The following is an 852-nucleotide window of genomic DNA, read 5'->3' on the forward strand; positions in this document are numbered from 1 at the left end:
ACAGATAGCTGACGCCTGTTGCCGGTAGGCCATCGATGTCACTGAGGCTGGCGGTCAAGGTCTGGCCCTGGCTCGCTATGCCATTGATCGAGATCACGCCGGGATCATTGACATTGGCGACTGCCGAGGGCGTCGCCGGGCTGGTGACATTCTCGCTGTTGCCCAGGTTGTCGATGTAACTGGCTGTTGCCCGCACGAAATTGCCGACCAGGGCCTGCTGCAGGGTCAGCGTATTGGCAGTCGCTCCGCCGATATTGCTCCACGTGGTGCCGTTGCTGCTCTGCTGCCACTGATAGGTTACCGATCCCGGCACACCGTCCGCGTCGGTGACGGCGGCCGTCAACACCTGACCTTGCGTCGCGGTCCCGCTGATGCCAAGCACACCCGGGTGGTTGTTGGGATTGGCCGCCGCAGTAGAAAACACGACATCGCGGAAGTAGTTTTCGTTCTGATAGACGAGGGCCGGAAACGTGCCAATGGTTTCGTTGTAGACGCCGGCGCCGACCGGGGCGGTCAATCCGCCATTGCTGATGGGGTTGGCGAAGCCGTTCGAGGTCAGCGAATAGTAGCTGTTGGCATTGACCGAGACGACATAGGTGGTGCCCGCACTGATGACCAGCGGGCTTGCCAAAGTCTGCTGCTGCCAGCCTGAGGCTGTCTCGTTGGTGAAGGTGACGCTTGCCAGCTGCTGCCCGGTAGCCGACCAGATGCGGCCGACATGCGTGCCGGTCTCGCTCGGGGCCTTGTAATAGCGGATCGCCTGGATCGAACCGGTATTGCTGCTGACGAAGCGCATCCCGACTTCCCAGTCCACTCCAGGCCCGTCGGTGAAGTTGGGCTGGGTCGGCGTCT

At 62.0% G+C, this 852-nt stretch carries 1 protein-coding gene; it reads right to left on the reverse strand.

From position 1 onward, the window contains the following. The coding region (locus B5E41_RS32540; protein ID WP_245303196.1) for a DUF4082 domain-containing protein at nt 1–796 on the reverse strand (796 nt) is incomplete at its 3' end. Nucleotides 797–852 lie beyond the last annotated feature (56 nt).

It is taken from the genome of Rhizobium esperanzae (assembly GCF_002204185.1).
Classification (GTDB): domain Bacteria; phylum Pseudomonadota; class Alphaproteobacteria; order Rhizobiales; family Rhizobiaceae; genus Rhizobium; species Rhizobium esperanzae.